Annotated in this window: 19 protein-coding genes; 6 read left to right on the top strand and 13 right to left on the bottom strand. The window is 68.5% G+C overall.

Annotation, left to right across the window (positions count from 1 at the left end):
* Positions 1-23 precede the first annotated feature (23 nt).
* Complete coding sequence (locus NTM_RS06520; RefSeq protein WP_163765827.1) at positions 24-290, bottom strand: helix-turn-helix domain-containing protein; 267 nt, start codon at positions 288-290, stop codon at positions 24-26.
* Positions 291-377: 87 nt separating this feature from the next.
* On the opposite strand from NTM_RS06520, the gene map reads away from it, so the two are divergent.
* From map to NTM_RS06545, 5 genes are all read left to right on the top strand, one after another.
* A complete protein-coding gene (gene map / locus NTM_RS06525) occupies positions 378-1,148 on the top strand; it encodes a type I methionyl aminopeptidase (RefSeq protein ID WP_163765828.1) in 771 nt (256 codons plus the stop codon).
* Between the two features lie 61 nt (positions 1,149-1,209).
* Positions 1,210-1,644 carry an EVE domain-containing protein gene (locus tag NTM_RS06530; RefSeq protein WP_163765829.1) on the top strand — a complete coding sequence of 145 codons (435 nt, stop codon included), beginning with the start codon at positions 1,210-1,212 and terminating at the stop codon, positions 1,642-1,644.
* A complete protein-coding gene (locus NTM_RS06535) occupies positions 1,641-2,606 on the top strand; it encodes a pirin family protein (RefSeq protein WP_163765830.1) in 966 nt (321 codons plus the stop codon). The genes NTM_RS06530 and NTM_RS06535 overlap by 4 nt, the downstream gene beginning before the upstream one ends.
* Positions 2,607-2,614: 8 nt before the next feature.
* Positions 2,615-2,947, top strand: coding sequence for a GNAT family N-acetyltransferase (locus NTM_RS06540; protein WP_104864393.1), 333 nt, complete (start codon positions 2,615-2,617; stop codon positions 2,945-2,947).
* 28 nt (positions 2,948-2,975) lie between these two features.
* Positions 2,976-3,779 carry an acyl-CoA thioesterase domain-containing protein gene (locus tag NTM_RS06545; RefSeq protein WP_163765831.1) on the top strand — a complete coding sequence of 268 codons (804 nt, stop codon included), beginning with the start codon at positions 2,976-2,978 and terminating at the stop codon, positions 3,777-3,779.
* A gap of 3 nt (positions 3,780-3,782) precedes the next feature.
* On the opposite strand, the gene NTM_RS06550 is transcribed toward NTM_RS06545, so the two are convergent.
* Entirely contained in the window at positions 3,783-4,280 is a 498-nt protein-coding gene (locus NTM_RS06550; protein WP_104864395.1) for a pyridoxamine 5'-phosphate oxidase family protein, read from the bottom strand.
* Positions 4,281-4,363: 83 nt separating this feature from the next.
* On the opposite strand from NTM_RS06550, the gene NTM_RS06555 reads away from it, so the two are divergent.
* On the top strand, positions 4,364-4,600 hold the full coding sequence (locus NTM_RS06555) for a DUF3072 domain-containing protein (protein WP_163769396.1): 237 nt from the start codon (positions 4,364-4,366) through the stop codon (positions 4,598-4,600).
* 23 nt (positions 4,601-4,623) lie between these two features.
* Here the strand turns inward: NTM_RS06555 and NTM_RS06560 are convergent, their stop codons facing one another.
* From NTM_RS06560 to NTM_RS06610, 11 genes are all read right to left on the bottom strand, one after another.
* The gene (locus NTM_RS06560; RefSeq protein WP_163765832.1) at positions 4,624-5,310 is read right to left on the bottom strand and encodes a TetR/AcrR family transcriptional regulator; all 687 of its coding nucleotides are present in this window, start codon (positions 5,308-5,310) and stop codon (positions 4,624-4,626) included.
* Between the two features lie 102 nt (positions 5,311-5,412).
* Positions 5,413-6,402, bottom strand: a complete 990-nt coding sequence (locus NTM_RS06565; protein ID WP_163765833.1) for an ABC transporter substrate-binding protein — start codon at positions 6,400-6,402, stop codon at positions 5,413-5,415.
* 24 nt (positions 6,403-6,426) lie between these two features.
* Positions 6,427-7,215: an ABC transporter ATP-binding protein gene (locus NTM_RS06570; RefSeq protein WP_163765834.1), complete on the bottom strand. Its 789-nt coding sequence runs from the start codon at positions 7,213-7,215 to the stop codon at positions 6,427-6,429.
* A gap of 43 nt (positions 7,216-7,258) precedes the next feature.
* Entirely contained in the window at positions 7,259-8,050 is a 792-nt protein-coding gene (locus NTM_RS06575; RefSeq protein ID WP_163765835.1) for an ABC transporter permease, read from the bottom strand.
* Entirely contained in the window at positions 8,047-8,877 is an 831-nt protein-coding gene (locus tag NTM_RS06580) for an ABC transporter permease (protein ID WP_163765836.1), read from the bottom strand. Before NTM_RS06580 ends, NTM_RS06575 begins: the two co-directional genes overlap by 4 nt.
* Positions 8,874-9,968 carry an FAD-dependent oxidoreductase gene (locus NTM_RS06585; RefSeq protein WP_232079633.1) on the bottom strand — a complete coding sequence of 365 codons (1,095 nt, stop codon included), beginning with the start codon at positions 9,966-9,968 and terminating at the stop codon, positions 8,874-8,876. Before NTM_RS06585 ends, NTM_RS06580 begins: the two co-directional genes overlap by 4 nt.
* Positions 9,969-10,024: 56 nt before the next feature.
* A complete protein-coding gene (locus NTM_RS06590) occupies positions 10,025-10,912 on the bottom strand; it encodes an NAD(P)-dependent oxidoreductase (RefSeq protein WP_163765837.1) in 888 nt (295 codons plus the stop codon).
* A gap of 11 nt (positions 10,913-10,923) precedes the next feature.
* The gene (locus tag NTM_RS06595) at positions 10,924-11,958 is read right to left on the bottom strand and encodes a D-2-hydroxyacid dehydrogenase (RefSeq protein ID WP_163765838.1); all 1,035 of its coding nucleotides are present in this window, start codon (positions 11,956-11,958) and stop codon (positions 10,924-10,926) included.
* Between the two features lie 55 nt (positions 11,959-12,013).
* A complete protein-coding gene (locus NTM_RS06600; RefSeq protein ID WP_163765839.1) occupies positions 12,014-12,985 on the bottom strand; it encodes an alpha/beta fold hydrolase in 972 nt (323 codons plus the stop codon).
* 45 nt (positions 12,986-13,030) lie between these two features.
* Entirely contained in the window at positions 13,031-14,386 is a 1,356-nt protein-coding gene (gene glnT / locus NTM_RS06605) for a type III glutamate--ammonia ligase (protein ID WP_163765840.1), read from the bottom strand.
* Positions 14,387-14,578: 192 nt separating this feature from the next.
* On the bottom strand, positions 14,579-15,550 hold the full coding sequence (locus tag NTM_RS06610; RefSeq protein ID WP_163765841.1) for a GlxA family transcriptional regulator: 972 nt from the start codon (positions 15,548-15,550) through the stop codon (positions 14,579-14,581).
* Positions 15,551-15,586: the final 36 nt, after the last annotated feature.

Consider the following 15,586-nt stretch of genomic DNA (forward strand, 5'->3'; position numbering starts at 1 on the left):
GAGTAGACGGACCGTGCAGTCGCTCAGATGGCGATCTGTTCGTCGCCGTCGCCGCGCCACACCTCGACGGCCTGCTGCAGCGGCAGATCCAGCGCGTCACACAGACTCACCACGGTGCCGAAGCTGGGGCTGGGCATCCTGCCGACCTCGATCTTGCGCAGCGTCTCCGGGGAGATCCCGGCCGCCCGGGCCACGTCGTCGGGTGCTCGGCCGGCCCTCGCCGTCCGGATCAGCGCACCGAGACGCTGTCCGGCGCGGATCTGTTCGGGACTCAACGGGACGCGCACCATGAAAGCCACCCTAGCCCAAGCGGTATTCAAATACCGATCCTGGTACTGTCGTTTCGGTATAAAAATACCGAGCACATGGAGCGATGCATGATCGAACTCAAGACGCCCGCCGAGATCGACAAGATGGCCGTCACCGGCGAATTCGTGGCGCAGACGCTGGCCACCCTGGCAGGCGTCGCCGAACCCGGGGTCAACGTGCTGGACCTCGAGCGGCGGGCCCGCACGCTCGTCGCCGACCGCGGCGCGGTGTCCTGCTACTGGGACTACGCCCCGTCGTTCGGCAGCGGTCCATTCCGCAACGTCATCTGCCTGTCGGTCAACGACGCTGTGCTGCACGGACTTCCGCGCGACCACGTGCTGCGCGACGGCGACCTGCTGTCGATGGACTTCGCGGTGTCGATCGACGGCTGGGTCGCCGACGCAGCCGTCACGATCGTCGTCGGCGACGGCCGCGACGACGCCGACCGGGCCCTGGTCGACTCCACCCGGCGGGCACTGGCCGCCGCCGTCGCCGCGGCGGTTCCGGGTGGGCACCTCGGTGACATCTCCGCGGCAATCGGTGCCGTCGCGCACAGTGGCGGTTACGCGGTCAACACCGATTTCGGCGGCCACGGAGTCGGCCGGACCATGCACGAGGATCCGCATGTCCCCAACCGCGGCAAGCCCGGCCGCGGCCTGGTGCTGCGGCCGGGCATGGTGCTGGCGCTGGAACCGTGGTGGGGCCGGGGGACGGCGCGGCTGACCGTCGACGACGACGGCTGGACGCTGCGCTCGGCGGACGGTTCGAACACCGCGCACTCCGAGCACACCGTCGCGATCACCGAGGACGGGCCGCGCGTGCTCACCACCCTCAACTAGTTATCCACAGGGCCGGGCTCGGCCCCTGTGGAGTGTCGGTGTGGCGGCATAGCGTTCGGACATGACGAACTGGATCAACACCGTGAGCCGCGATCACGTCGAGCGCGCGGTCCGCGGCCGCTTCACCCAGGCCAACCACGGCAAGCCGCACATGCTGCGCAAGATGGCGCGCGGCGACTGGCTGGTCTTCTACTCACCGAGAACGGTGTATCCGGACGGCCCACCGCTGCAGGCGTTCACCGCGATCGGCCGGGTCGCCGACGACGACGCCTACCAAGCCGACATCAGCCCCGAGCTCCAGCCGTGGCGACGCAACGTCGACTTCCTGGACTGCGTCGAGACACCCATCCGTCCGCTCCTCGATCACCTCGGCTTCATCGAGGACAAGACGCGCTGGGGCTACAAGTTCCGGTTCGGCGTCTTCACGATCAGCGATGCCGACCTCGACGTGATCCGCTCGGCGATGCTGGTGTCGGCGCCTACGCTGACGCAATGAGCAACACCGACCCGGCGCCCCCCGAAGTCGATTGCACGGCCACGGGATTCGCCGGTGTCCTGCATCCCCGGGAGGTGCCGCTCGGCGGCCCCCGCGCGATCCGGGTGCGACGCACGCTGCCGCAACGGGAGCGCTCGCTGATCGGGGCGTGGTGTTTCGCCGACCATTACGGTCCGCACGACGTGCGCGGCGGTACCGGGATGGACGTGCCCCCGCACCCGCACACCGGGCTGCAGACGGTCAGCTGGCTGTTCAGCGGCGAGGTCGAGCACCGCGACAGCGCCGGGGTGCACGCGATGGTGCGCCCCGGGGAGCTGAACCTGATGACCGCGGGCGCGGGCATCTGTCACTCCGAGGTGTCGACGTCGGCGACGACGACCCTGCACGGCGCGCAGCTGTGGGTCGCGCTGCCCGACTCCGCCCGCGACACCGACCGCGACTTCGCGCACTACGCACCCAGGCCGCGCAGCTCCGGTGGGGTCACCTCCCGGGTGTTCCTCGGCGAGCTCGACGGTGACCGCTCTCCGGTGCACACCTTCACCCCGCTGCTCGGCGCACAGCTCGACCTCGACCCCGGCACCGAGGTCGCCCTCGACATCGACGAGTCCTTCGAGCACGGGGTGCTGGTGGATCAGGGTGACGTGGTCGCGTGCGGATCGGCGCTGGCCGTCGCCGACCTCGCCTACCAGGGCACCGGCCACAGCCGCCTGCACCTGGCCAACCGCGGGGACGGCCCGGCGCGGGTGCTGGTGCTCGGCGGCACGCCGTTCGGCGAGGAACTGGTGATGTGGTGGAACTTCGTCGGCCGCAGCCACGCCGACATCGCCGCATACCGCGAGCAGTGGGAGCAGCACGACACGCGATTCGGTGCCGTCGCCGGCTACGAAGGACGCGTCGCACGCCTGCCCGCCCCGCCGCTTCCGAACGCCACCCTGCGTCCGCGCCCCAACCCCCGGGTATAGAGGAGGGCATGAGCACAGACAAGACAGGCGCGCCCACCGAGGTGACGGCCGAGTCGGACCGTTTCGCGATCTCCGTCGACGGCACCAAGGCCGGCTTCACCGAGTTCGTCGACCACGGGCAGCAGCGGATCTTCCCGCACACCGAGATCGACGACGCGTTCGGCGGGCGCGGGCTGGCGACGATCCTGGTCCGCGAAGCGCTCGAAGCGACCCGCGCCGAGGGCAAGCGGATCGTCCCGGTCTGCTCGATGGTCGCGAACTTCATCGACAAGAACCCCGAGTTCAAGGACGTCACCGATCCGGTGACCGATGAGGTCAAGGGCGTCCTGTCCGGACGGTGAGCACACCGGCTGCGCTAATGTCCGGGCGGTGAGCAGCCACGCGATCTACGAGCCCGACGGTGACTCATTCGTCCCGACCAGTTGGGCGCGCGGCCCGTGGGGGCAGACGATCAGTGGCCACTACGTCGGCGGCCTGCTCGGCCACGTCATCGAGCGCGACGCCGCCGACCCCGACCTGCAGCCCGCGCGGTTCACCGTCGACCTGATGCGGCCCGCCTTGCTCGCCCATCCCGTGCGCGTGACCACGGAGGTCGTCCGGGAAGGCCGCAGGCTCAAGCTCGTCGACGCGACGATGGTGCAGGACGGTACGGTCGTCGGCCGCGCGTCCGCGCTGTTCCTGCGCCGCGGCGACCAGCCGCAGGCTGACCGGTTCACCACCGCGATCGCGATGCCGGACATCCCGTCGGACCCGCCGACCGTCGAGGTCCAGACGCTCGTGTGGTCCTTCGGCAAGGACGGCGACACACCCAGCCTGGGGCTGAACGCCTGGGCCCACGACGGGCCCAAGTACGTCTGGGCGAACGAGCTCGGCCAGATCGTCGCGGGCGCCGAGATGACCCCGTTCGTGCGCACCGCGCAGGCCGGGGACTTCGCGAGCTCGCTGACCCACTTCGGCGAGGACGGGCTGCCGTTCATCAACGCCGACTACACGTTGGCGCTCAGCCGCCTGCCCGTGGGTCCGTGGATCGGCCTGGCCGCGCTGACCCACGACAGCGACGCCGGGGTGGCCACCGGCACGGCCGTCGTCGTCGACGAGAAGGGCCCGATCGGCACCGCCACCGCGACCGCGCTGGCCAACCCCGGCTTCAAGCCGCCGCGGGAATTCAGCTGAGGCTCAGAGATACTGCGCGGTGCTGCCCGAGATCGGCATGCCCTGCATGCCGAGCTTGCGGTGATCCCAGCTGCGCGTGCGGCCCGGGACCACCCGCACGCTGATCCGGTTGTTCATCATCTGCTCGACGAACGGGCGCATCTCCTCGGTGTAGGGACCGGTGTAGCGCTCCCACACGCTGATGCCGACGCGCAGATTGGTCTCCGGGTCGTCGTAGATCTCGGCCGTCCCGTCGATCGACACGCCGCGCAGGGTGTCGTAGGTCAGACCGTCCTCGATCATCACCGTGATCGTCGGATCCCGGCGCAGGTTGACGGCCTTCTGCGACTTGCCCTTGGTCTCGAACCAGATCTCGCCGTCGATCACGGCGTACCACATGGCGACCAGGTGCGGCCGCCCGTTCGACAGCACGGTGGCCATCGTGGCGGTGCGGCTGCGGTCGATGAACTCGGCGATCTCGCCGTCGGACATCACGATCTTTGCGCGCTCATTCTTACCCACGCGTCGATACTCGCAGGTCATCGTCGCCGACCGGGCACGACCCGCAGGTTTCGAACATGCGTGCGATGGGCAATCGGGAAGGCATGAGCGACACCAACACCTCCGCAACAACCCCCGCAAGCACCCCCGCGCCCCGCGAGAACGCCGAGAAGGACACCTCGCAGTGGGTCACCGGGGACGAACCGATGACCGGACCGCAGCGCAGCTATCTGCAGACCCTGGCCCAGGAAGCCGGCGCCGAGGTCCCCGAGGACGCCACCAAGGCCCAGGCGTCGGAGTTGATCGACGAACTCCAGCAGCGCACCGGCCGCGGCGCCTGAGGCCCTGCTCCGGCCCGTCGAGATCAGACCGAACTGCTGAAGCCGGCGATGCCGTTGCGGGCCGCCGCCTGCACCGCGGGCAGCGCACGCACATCCGACATCACCGCCCGCAGTGACGTTCTCGCCGCGGCGTCAGCGACCCCGTGGAGCTCGCCGCGATTCTGACCGCTCGCGTGGAACCGGTACTGGCTGCCCTCGGTCAGGCACAGCGCCGTCGTCGCGAACTCGGCCGGTGCCACGTCGATGAACTCCCCGGATGCGACGCCTTCGGCGATGATGTCGGCCAGCCGGGCCGACAACTCGTCGTAATCGTCCTGGAAGTCGCTGAAGACCTCCGGCTGTTTCTTGGCGGCCTGCTCCAGGTCGTAGAAGTTCAACGGCGCCGTGCACATCTGCACGACGTCCTGGTACAGAACGATGTAGAGCCGGACCGCGGCGGGCTCGTCCCGCTCGGACAGTGCCCTCGCCGCCTCCAGCGACACCCGATTCTGATTCATGATCCCGCGCAGGATCTCGTCCTTGGACCGGAACCAGTAGTAGAGCGAAGACTGGCCCAACCCGGCCCGCTCGGCGATCGCGTCCATCCGGGTGGAGCCAAAGCCCTTCGCCGCGAACAGTTCTGCCGCCGCTTTCAGGATGTCCCCGCGGGGGTCCTCGGCGACAACCCCGCTGCGGCGGGGCCTGCCCCCCTGCGACGGCGCCTTGGTCATACGGTCATGGTAAGTCACGTGCTCCCTCGGGATCGGCTATCGCTGTGCGGCATTCGACACGCGGTGGGCCCTCTGAGTCGGGGCCCACCGCGTGTCGTCCGGTCAGTCCTTGACGGCGAACAGCGCGTCGTAGTCCGCGGGCTCCTCGTCGATGATCCCGTACTGGACCACCGCCGCGCCGTAGTCGCGCAGTGCCTGCCCGTCGTCCTCGGTCGGGAACTTCGGGAAGTTCACCTGGTCGATGATCGCGGCGTCGATCCCCATCTCGGCGACGGCCACCTCACCGACGCGCGCCGGGTTCGCCTCGGCGAACGTGTTGACCTCGATCATCGCGTCCCGGAACGACTTCACCACGTCGGGGTTGGATTCGGCGTAGCTCTGCGACGTCGAGTAGTAGCCGCTCACCTGTTCCGGGAAAGACTCGGCACCGGGGCCGATTATCTGCTTCCACCCCTTGTTGAGGCCGGGCGTGCGGTGCGGCTCGGACACCCAGATCGCATCGACGTCGCCCCGCGCGAGGGCCTCACCCATGTCCGAGAACGGAAGCTGCGTCCATGTCAGTGTCTCGTGGTTGAGCCCCTGCTTGTCGAACACACGGCGGATTTCGACCTCACCGATGTTCTGCAGCGTATTGACTGCGATATTCGCGCCCTCCAGATCCTTCGGCTCATTGATTCCACTGTCCGGGAGCACCAGCACGCCGTGATCGTCCTCGTCGGGTTCGGAGTGCGGCGCCCACGCGGGCTGCACCAGCCGCAATGGCAATCCCTGATCGATCGCCGCGAGCTGGCTCACGATGTTCGAGTAGCCGAACTGGTTCTCACCGCTGAGCACCGACGGGATGACCGCCGCGCCGCCGTCGGCGAAGTTCACCGTCACGTCCAGGCCGTGCTTCTCGAAGATCCCCTCCTCGATCCCGACGAACAGCGGCGCGCTCAGGATCGCCGGGATCGTCCCGACGTTGACCTTGACCAGGCCGCCTTCGGTGGTCGCGGATTCGCTGCTCCCGCCGCCACCACCGCACGCGGTCAGCAGCGCGGCGGCCGAGGCAACCGCACCCCACCGCGCAATTTTCGAAAGTTGTTTCAACACAGATGTTCTCCGATCTCTTTGGCGTCAGGTGGTGGCGAGGGCCGCGTCGTTGCGGACCATCTCGCGGATACGGCTGAACACATGGGCGCGCAGGTGCGCGAACTCGGGCAGGGACTTGGTCTCGATCTGATCCCGGCTATCCGGCAGATCGATGTCGACGACCTCGGCGACACAGCTCGGCGAGCGCGTCACGATCGCGACCCGGTTGCTCAGATACACCGACTCGTCGACGTCGTGGGTGACGAACAGGACGGTGGTTCCGGTCTCGTCGCGCACCCGCAGCAGCAGGTCCTCCAGATCGGCGCGGGTCTGCGCATCGACCGACGCGAACGGCTCGTCCATGATGAGCACCGCCGGACGGTAGGCGATGGCCCGCGCGATCGCGACGCGCTGCTGCATCCCGCCGGACAGCTGAAACGGTTTCTTGTGCGCCGCGTCGGCCAGCCCGACCTCGGCCAGTGCCCGCTCGACCCGGGTCCGGCGCTCACCGGTGCTGATGCCCTTCTTCATCAGCGGCAGCTCGACGTTCTTCGCGACGGTGATCCACGGGAACAGCGAGCGGGCATAGTCCTGGAACACCACCGCGAAATTGGCGGGCGGTCCGTCCACCCGCTGGCCGTTGAACGTCACCGAGCCGCTGGTCGGCTGGTCGAGTCCGGCCACACAGCGCAGCAGCGTGGTCTTTCCCGCACCTGACGGGCCGACGATGCTGAACAGCTCGCCCTCCCGCACGGTGAAGGACATGTCGGCGACGGCGGTGAATCCGCCGCCCTTGCCGGGGTAGGTCTTCTCGAGGCTTGAAACGACGAGCATCGGGCACTGCCTTTCACATGTGGAGCGGACGGGAGCCTGGGGGTCAGCGAGTGTCGGAGCGCCGCGGGTCGCTCCACCGCAGCAACCGGCGTTCGACCATCGAGTAGAGGAAGGTCATGAGGAACCCGAGAATGCCCAGCACCAGGATCCCCGACCACATCGTCAGCAGCTGGAACGTCGCCTGCGCCTGGGTGATGACGAAGCCCAATCCCTTTTGGGCGCCGACCATCTCGCTGGTTACCATCAGGATCAGGCTGAGCGGGATGGCGATCCGCACCCCGACGAGCACCCGGGGCAGCACCGCGGGCAGCACCACGTAGATCTGGCGCTGCATCCCGGTGATGTTGAACGCCCGTGCCGAGGCGATCATCGTCGCGTCCAGGCGGCGAGCACCGTCGGCCGTGCTGAGCAGCACCGGCCACACACAGCCCAGCGCGATCAGGAAGATCTTCATCTCCGGGCTGACGCCGAACAGCATCATCGCGAACGGGATCAGCGCCGTGCTCGGGATCGCGCGGGCGAACTCCAGGGTCGGCGACACCATGCGCTCGATGATCGGGAGCTGGCCGACCACCAGCCCGACCGCGACCCCGACGACGATCGCGATGGTCAAGCCCGCGCCCAGCGTGGTGAGGCTGGCCTGGATGTTGGACAGTCCCTCCGGCGTGGTCCAGTACTCGCCGGCCTCGGCGATGATCGCCGACAGCGCGGGGAAGTACGCGGTCCCGCTGTTGGCCGACAGCACGAACCACGCCGCCAGCGCGCCGAAGGCACCGATCACGCCGAGCACCGCGCGGCCGCGCCCGGTCGTGGAGACCGCCATCAACGTCGTCATCGCGTATCCCCCAGTCCCTGTGCCGACAGCACCTTGTTCTCCAACCGGCGCATCAGCGCGTTCAGCGCGATCCCGGCCAGCCCGCTCAGCACGATGAAGGCGTACATGCGGGCGGGGTTTCCGGCCGATCGCGACATCGTGATCTCGTAGCCGATACCGGGCATCTGGATGATGATCTCGGCGGTCACCACCAGGATCAGCGTCGTCGAGGTGGCCAGCCGGATCGCGGTCGTCAGGTACGGCAACATGCTGGGCAGCTGGATCCAGCGGATCTTCTGCCAGGTCGTCAGGTGGTAACTGCGGGCGGTCTCCAGCCCTACCGGATGCGCGGCCCGCACACCGGCGATCGCCGGCACCAGCACCTGCCAGAACGCGGCGAACACCGCCAGGAACAGCGCACTCTGGGACCCGGTGCCGATGGTCAGGACCACCAGCGGGATCAGCGCCACCGACGGCACCGGCCGGAGGAACTCGATGACCGGCCTCAGCAGCGCCTCCAGCGGAGTGAGGAGACCGAGCATGATCCCCGCCGCGGTGCCCAACACGACCGCGATGCCCAGCGCGAGCAGCCAGGTGCTCATCGTCTGCCACAGCGCCGAGACCATCGCCGTGCCGGTCAGCTCGGTGACGAACGCCTCCGCGATCTGGCTGGCCGGCGGAAAGTAGCCGGAAGGCAACACGTCTGTGCGGGTGAGGATCTCCTGCAGGCCGATCAGGCCGACGATGAACACCACCGTCAGCAGGCGTCCGTCGAGCGCGAACGAGGGGAGGCGGCGGGGCCTTCCTCGGCGGTCAGTTGGAAGCGTCATCGCGGTGACTGCGGTCATGATTCGAACTCCAGGTACCGGTTGATCTGCAGGTTGCCCACACCGGATCGGTATTCCTTGCGGGTGCGCTCGTAGTCGAAGTGCAGTCGGGAGTAGTCCACCATCTTGTTGGCGATCGGAATCCGCTCCTGCTCGAACACCTGCAACGCCGCGCGGACGTCGTCGTGCTCGTCGAGGCGCTGGGCCAGGACCTGCCCGTCGATCAGCGCCTGGTTGGCGCCCTGGGCCATCCCGGGATACATCGGGTGCGCGGAGTCGCCGATCAGCGTGACCCGGCCGTCCACCCAGCGCGGCAGATGGTCGCGGTAGTGCCCGATCTCGCGGCCGATGATGGATTCCGGTTCGGTACAGGCGATGATCCGTGGCACCGGCGTCTCGGTCCACGTGTCATAGACGGCGCGGAACTCGTCGAACGTGGACAGCCCGCCGATGGAGCCGTACCAGTAGGCGTGGGTCGCGTCGATCGGGATCCAGCCGAAATGCCCTTCGGCGCCGTACACGTCGGCCTGCACGTTGCCCGGGACGCCGGCCTCGGCGGTCGGGAACACCCCGCGCCAGCGCACGATTCCCTCGTCGGTGAACTGGGGCGCCGCCCCGAGCATGGCGTTGCGGATCCGCGACCCGATGCCGTCGGCGCCCAGCAGCACATCACCGTCGGCGCTGCGGCCGTCCTCGAAGTGCACGGTCACTGAATCGTCGGTCTGGCTGTATCCCACCGCCGTGGTGTCGAACGCGATCTCGCCCGGCTCGAGCGCGTCGGCGAGCATCGCATTCAGCCGGCGCCTGCGTGCCCCGGTGACCGGCGCGCCCAGTTCCTGCGGCCACGGGCTCACGTCGACATCGGAAGTCATGGTGCCGTCGCTGTCGAGGGCCCACCACCGGTCCATCGCGGCGGCGAACGACCGGAACTGCCCGCCCAGCCCGAGGCCGTCGATCACCCGCACCCCGTTCGGCCAGATGTTGAGTCCCACACCGGCAGTGCGGAGTTCGCTGTCACTTTCGAAGATCTGGACCTGCCAGCCCTTCTGTTTCAGGTGCAGGGCGGACGAGAGCCCCGCTACTCCGCCGCCACAGATCAATGCTGTTGGCACGACTTCTGTTCCTTCCGATATGTCTTGTGGGCTGGGCGATCCCGCGTCGTCGCGGATCAGCGGTCGTCCGGGGACGCTCCGCTCAGTCGCTCGAGCGCCTTGATCAGGGCGCTGTGGTCGAGCCCGCCGTCGCCGGCCGAGCGCAGCGCCTGCACCAGCTGGGTGATGACACCGGTCAGCGGCACCGCGATCTGCGCCCGTTCGGCCGCGGCGAGGGCGATCTTGAGGTCCTTGTGGTGCAGGTCCAGCCGGAAGCCGGGGGTGAAATCGCGAGCCAGCATCTTCGGCGCCTTCACCTCCAGCACCTTGCTGGCGGCCAGTCCGCCGCCGAGCACGGCCAGCGCCGCGTCGATGTCGACCCCGGTGCGCTGCAGCAGCGTCACCGCCTCACCCACCAGAGCGAGGTTGCCCGCCACCAGCATCTGGTTGGCCGCCTTCACGAGCTGCCCCGACCCGGCCGGGCCGACGTGCATCAGCGTGGCCGCCACCGCCATGAGCACCTCGCCGGCGCGGCGCACCGCGTCCGCGTCGCCGCCCATCATCACCGCGAGCGTCCCGGCTTTGGCGCCGACGTCCCCGCCGCTGACGGGCGCGTCCACGAACGCGATGTCGTGCTCGGCCAGCCGAGCGGCGATCGCCACCGCGGCCTCGGGAGAGATTGTGCTGCAATCGATCACCAGCGAACCGGGCCGCAGTGTGGACACCACGCCCGCGTCACCGAACAGCACCTCCTCGACCTCGGGCGAGTCGGGCAGCATCGTGATGACGACGTCCGCCTTCTCCCCGACATGGCCGGGGCTGGTGCCGCCGACCGCACCCCGGGCCTCGAGCGCCTCGACCTTCGCGCGGGATCGGTTGAAGACCACCACCTCGTGGCCGGCGTCGACCAGATGGCCGGCCATGGGCTCGCCCATCACGCCGAGTCCGATGAATCCGATGTTCATGGTCACACTCCTCAGTACCCGAGGGTCAGGTCGACGACATTGCGGAACTCCCGACCCTCGACCAGCCGCTGCAGGTTGTCGACGAACACGTCCACCTGCCGGTCGCCGAGCAACTGCGAGGCGTGCGAGTCGTGCGGGAACACCATGGCGCCCGGCGCTTTCCACAGCGGATCGTCGGCGGGCAGCGGTTCGTTGACGTGGCAGTCGATCAGCGCGCCGGACAGATGCCCGCGCTCGAGGGCGTCGGTGAGCGCGTCGGCGTCGTGGATCGCGCCGCGGGCGACGTTGGCGACCCATCCGCCGGGCTTGAGCGCTGCCAAGGCCTTCGCGTCGATCAGGCCGCGGGTGGCCGGGGTCAGCGGCGCGGCGATCACCAGGTAGTCGGATTGCGCCAGCGCGTCGAGCAATTCGGCGGTGGCGACCGTCTCGTCGAAGCCGTCGACCGGCTTGCCGCTGCGGTTGACACCGATCGTCCGGATGCCCAGCACCCGCGCGATCGTCGCCGTCCGCGCCCCGATGCTGCCGGTGCCCAGCACCGTCATCGTGGAGCCGGCCAGCTCACGGGCCGGCAGTTCCTTCCACTCCCGCGCGGCCTGGTTGTCCCAGCGCTCCCGCAGCATCTTCGCCTGCGCGAGGATGCCGGCGATCACGGTCTCGGCGATGGCGTTGGCCGCCACCCCGGACGCGTTGGCCAGCACCACGCCCTCAGGCATGATGCCCACCAGGTGCTCGGCGCCCGCGCTCATCGACTGCAGCAGTTTGAGATCCGGGTTGAACAGCTGCTCAAGCCCGGGCATCTTCAGGATGCCCTGCTCGATCTCGATCTCCTTCTTCGAGCCGCTGGTCTCGACCATGATCGCGTGCGGCGGACGCTGCGGCGCCTTGCCGGCGTTGAGCTCCGAGACCGGGATGTGTTCCAGCCACACGTCTTCGGCGACCCCGGTGATCCTGTCCTTCTGTTCCTGGGTCAGCCAGATTCCCTCGTCGGGATTCTCGGGGTTCTGGACCGCCTTGGGCAGACCCGCGACTACGACGTTGAGTGACACTCGCCTGGTTCTCCTGCTCTGATTCGCTGTGTGCTTCGGTGTGAAATGTGTGATGTCACGAGGTCTTGAGTAGCTCGCGCAGGCAAGCGTCGACCTCGTCCTGTTCTTCGGCGCGGATCCCGGGCCGTCCCGCGATATGCCCGAGCGGTGACACCAGAGGCCGCATCTCCCCGTCGGGGAGCCAGGCCACCTCGAGGGCGTTCTCGGCGACGGTGAAGTAGGTGTCGGTCACCGAGGGCATCAGCACGGTGCGGGCAGTGATGCGGCCGAGCCGCTGCCCCACCGTGTCCAGATCGCCGTCGGCGGCTCGCCACATCTTCAGCGCGGCCAACAGATCTCCGGCGTGCATGCCCTGGTGATCCTCGCCCCAGCGCGCGACCACGTCGGCCGGACTGGAGTACCCCAACTCCCGGTACACCTCGTCGGCGAAGAACTGCTCGCAGTAGGCCCAGCCGGCATAGACCCGGCCGAACGCGTCGAGCTGTTCCCGCGTGGCATCGCCGCCGGTCAGTGTGGCGCTGACCGAGTCGAGGAACACCTGGTTGATCGGCGAGCAGCGCGCCGCCGAGCAGAGCGCGTACACCGCGGACACCCGGTCGGGGTAGCGGGCCGCGAACTCCAGCGACTGCATGCCGCCCAACGACCATCCCGCGACCAGGCGCAGGTCCTTCACGCCCAGGCTGTCGAGGACGAGCTCCGCCGCACGCACGCTGTCGCCCAACCGCAACTCGGGAAACGGGGTGCCCGCCGACGTCGACGGTGACGTCGACACCCCGTTCCCGAAGTGGTCGACCACGACCACGAAGTGGTCAGCGGGATCGAGTGGGCGTCCCGGCCCGATCCACGGCTGGTAGCTGAGGTCGTCACCGGTGTAGTAGGTGAACAACAGCACCGCGTTGTCGCCGCTGGCCGACAGCGACCCGTAGGTGCGGAAGCTGACCTGCGCGTCGGGCAGCTCACCACCCGACGCCAGCGAGAATCCCTGTAGGGCAAGCTGATTCCTGGTGCCGCAGTCCTGGTCGGTCATCTCACCTGCCTTCGTCGTCGGGTTGTCGGGGCCGGGGTGGCCGGCTCAGAAGAACTTCAGGTAGCGATTGCGCTCCCAGTCGGTCACCGCCGTGGTGTAGGAGGTCCATTCGTCGCGCTTGTAATCGATGAACGACTTCCAGAGCTTCTCGCCGCACACCTCCTTGGTGAACGGGTCGGCCTCGAACGCGTCCACCGCCTCCTCGAGCGTGCGCGGCAGCAGTGCCACGCCGCGCTTCTGGTACTCGACGGGGTCAACCTCGTAGAGGTTCTCGGTGTGGAAGTGCTCCAGCTCCAGCTTCTCGCGCACGCCTTCCAGTCCCGCGGCCAGCAGCATGGCTGCCGCGAGGTGCGGGTTGGCCGCCGAATCCACTGCGCGGCACTCGATCCGGCCGCCGCCGAGCGGGATGCGCAGCATGTTGGTGCGGTTGTTGTTGCCGCAGCTGGCGAAGATCGGCGCCCACGTCGATCCCGACATGCTGCCTTGGCGAACCAGGCGCTTGTAGCTGTTCACCGTGGGCGCGATGACCGCGCAGATCGCCGCGGCGTGCCGGACGATCCCGGCCGCGAAGTGATAGCCGATCTCACTGAGGCCGGCGTTGCGCGGGTCGTCGGAGGACTCGAAGGCGTTGAGGCCGCTGTCCAGACCGGCCATCGACATGTTGAAATGCGCGCCTGATCCGGTGCGGTCGGCGAACGGCTTGGGCATGAAGGAGACGTAGGCGCCGTGCTTGCGGGCGACCTCGTTGGCCATCATGCGGAAGAACACCACGCGGTCGGCCATCGACAGCCCGTCTGCGTAGGCGAAGTCGATCTCGAACTGGCCCTGAGCGTCCTCGTGGTCGAACGAGTAGACGTCCCAACCGAGTTCGTTCATGTACTCGACAAGCTCGTCGAGCCAACCCAGGTTGTCGAGCAGGGAAGGGACCGCGTAGCAGGGCTTCTCCAGCGTGTCGCGCTCGCTGAGGGTGCTCGGACCCTTGGGCCCGTCCTCCAGGACGAAGAACTCGGTCTCGACGCCGAGGTTGAACTGGTAGCCCATCTCCTCGGCGGCCTTCATCTGACGGCCCAGGGTGTTACGCGTGGACGCCTCGAACGGCTCGCCGCCGACGTACAGGTCGGACAGGAACAGTGCGACGTCCTTGCGCCACGGCAGCACGAAGCCTCGGTCCAGGTCAGGGTGCGCGGAGAGCTCCTCGTCGCTGACGTCCTGCGGCAGTCCGTCCAGGGCCGCGCCGGTGAACAACTCCGAGCCCTGCGACATCTGCCGAAAGTGGTCGATCGGCACCATCTTTCCCTTGATGTTGCCGTGCAGATCCGTGTAGGCGGCGATGCTGAACCGCACGCCGTCCTCCTTCAACTGCTTGCCCAGCACCTCGGCCTCAGCCGCGTCATGCGTCATCGTCGGGACCCCTCATCGCTAGTTTCGATCACGTATCGAAACCGTAGGAAGGCGGTATTTCACGTCCATGGCGCTTGTGTTAACACCGGATTTCCATGCGCGATCCGGCCCTGGCGCCTCGGCGCTGGCTCGTCTCGTCGCGGAAACCGCTCGCGCCCAACCTGATCCGTCACCGGCGAGGGCACCTGGGGTCTACGGGCCCGCGAAGGCCCTCCGGTAACTCGACGGCGACATCCCCAGACCGCGGCGCAGATGATGACGCAGGTTCGCCCCCGAGCCGAGCCCGGACAGGCGGGCCACCTCGTCGACGCTGAGCTCGGATCCGTGCACCTCGAGCAACTCGCGGGCCCGGTCGAGACGCCGTCGGCGCACCCACTCCCCCGGCGGCTGCCCCGTCTCCTCCTGGAATCGGCGGATGAACGTGCGCGGACTCATCCCGGCATGCTCGGCAAGCCGGCGGATCGTCAGTGGTTCCTGCAGATGCGCACCCGCCCAGCTGCGCGTAGCCGCCGTCGACGCACCGTCGTCGGCGGGCAGCGGCGTCTGGATGAACTGCGCCTGCCCTCCCTCTCGCGACGGCGACACCACGCAGTAGCGGGCCACCGCGTTGGCCACCTGCGCGCCGTGGTCGCGGCGAATCACATGTAGGCACAGGTCGATACCGGCGGCCAGTCCCGCCGAGGTCAGCACGTCGCCGTCGTCGACGAACAACACGTTCGGATCGAGGTGCACCCGGGGATAGAGCCCGCTGAACGTCGTGGTGTGCTGCCAGTGGGTGGTGGCCGGCCGTCCGTCGAGCACGCCCGCGGCGGCCAGCACGAACGCCCCGGTGCAGATGGACATCCTGCGCGCCGAGGCCGGGACGCTTGCCAGCGCGGTGGCCACGTCCTCGTCGAGCCGGCCGTGCAGCCGCGCCGGCGGATACCGGGTGCCCGGGATGACCACCGTGTCGGCGGTCGTCAGCGCTTCGGCACCGGCCGGCGGAACGATTCCGAAACCGGTACTGGCCGAGACGGACCCGGTGGTCAGCCCGCACACGGTGACCTCGTAGAGGGGCGCACCGGTCGCGTCGACGGCGGCGCCGAACAGCGTCGGGGCGATCGCGGCGTCGAACCCGATGACGGGTTCGAGCAGCAACACCGCGACCCGGTGAGGAGACGCCATGCACCCATCGTGGCATGTTTTTGACGATTATCGGCA

This window comes from Mycolicibacterium parafortuitum (assembly GCF_010725485.1).
Taxonomy (GTDB): Bacteria; Actinomycetota; Actinomycetes; order Mycobacteriales; family Mycobacteriaceae; genus Mycobacterium.